Here is a 1,341-nt window from a genome sequence, read left to right on the forward strand (position 1 = left end):
CGGCTCGGCCATCTTCTACAACCCCGCAGGCCTGGCCTTCCTGGACGGGATGGCCGTGGACCTCAACCTCATGCCGGTCGTCCCGTCGTCGGAGTTCACCGGCGCGATCCGCCCCGACGGCAGCCACGCCACCGGCAAGACGGTCGACCAGTCCTTCCCCATCCCGGGGGCCTACTGGTACCGCAACGTGGGCGACCTGACCTACGGCATCGGCCTGTCGGCGCCCTTCGGCCTGGGCGTCGAGTGGGCGGACCCCGAAGCGTGGGTCGGCCGGCGCGCGAGCTACGACGTCGACCTGGCGACCGTCTACGTCACCCCGGCGCTCAGCTGGAAGGTCGAGGAGACGGTCGGCCTCGCGTTCGGCCTGGACATCGGCTACGCCGACATCCAGCTCAACAAGCGCTCGGCGACCCTCTTCGGCGCCAACCCGGAAAACGACCCCAACGTCGACGTGCTGGACGCCCGCATCGAGGGCACCAGCCAAATCAACGTGACGCCCATGATGGGGCTGATGGTCAAGGCCACCCCCAAGGTCACCTTCGGCGTGATGTACCACCACCAGAAGAAGATGGAGATCCGCGACGGCAAGCTGACGCTGACCAACGTCGCGCCCGCCGCGCTCACCGCCACCGTCGACGCCCAGATCGCGGCGCTCGGCGGCGCGGAGCACGACGGCGTCGCCGACCTGAAGCTGCCCCACATGCTCGCCGTGGGCGTGGCCTACCAGGCCACCGAGAAGGTTCGCGTCGAGTTCGACGCCGTGCACTTCGGCTGGGGCTTCTTCGACGAGCTGGCCCTGGACTTCGACGGCACCGCGCTGGACCAGACGATCCGCGAGGACTACGAGGACGTCCTGCAGCTGCGCTTCGGCGCCCAGTACCAGGTCACGCCGAAGCTGCTGGCCATGGCCGGCTACGTGCGCGACGAGAGCCCGCAGCCGGTCGGCTCGATGAGCCCGCTGCTGCCGGACGCCAGCCGCAACGACTACTCGTTCGGCCTGCAGATGCGCGCCACCGAGCGGATCACGCTGACCGGCACCTACATGGGCGTGAACTTCGAGGAGCGCACGAACGTTGAAGACGGCGTGCAGCGGTCGTTCGAGACCGAATTCAACCCCGCCGGCAGCTACGATTCCTACGCCCACATCTTCGGCGTCGGCATCGGCTACCACTTCTAGGAAAGGAGGACCGCGATGAACAAGCACACCTCGATCCCGGCGGCCGCCGTCGTCCTGCTGGCCCTCCTGGCCGCGGGCTGCGGCGTCGACACCCCCGCGCCGGTGGAGCTGACCTACGAGCAGCCGACCGGCGAGGCGATCTTCTCCAACTACGTGGCCATCGG

General features: G+C 68.7%; 1 protein-coding gene. It reads left to right on the plus strand.

Annotation, left to right across the window (positions count from 1 at the left end):
• Window positions 1-1,177, plus strand: a 1,177-nt coding sequence (locus Q7W29_14355) for an outer membrane protein transport protein (protein ID MDO9173004.1), incomplete at its 5' end; no start/stop codon positions are given.
• Between the last annotated feature and the right edge of the window lie 164 nt (window positions 1,178-1,341).

The organism is bacterium (assembly GCA_030654305.1).
Taxonomy (GTDB): domain Bacteria; phylum Krumholzibacteriota; class Krumholzibacteriia; order LZORAL124-64-63; family LZORAL124-64-63; genus PNOJ01.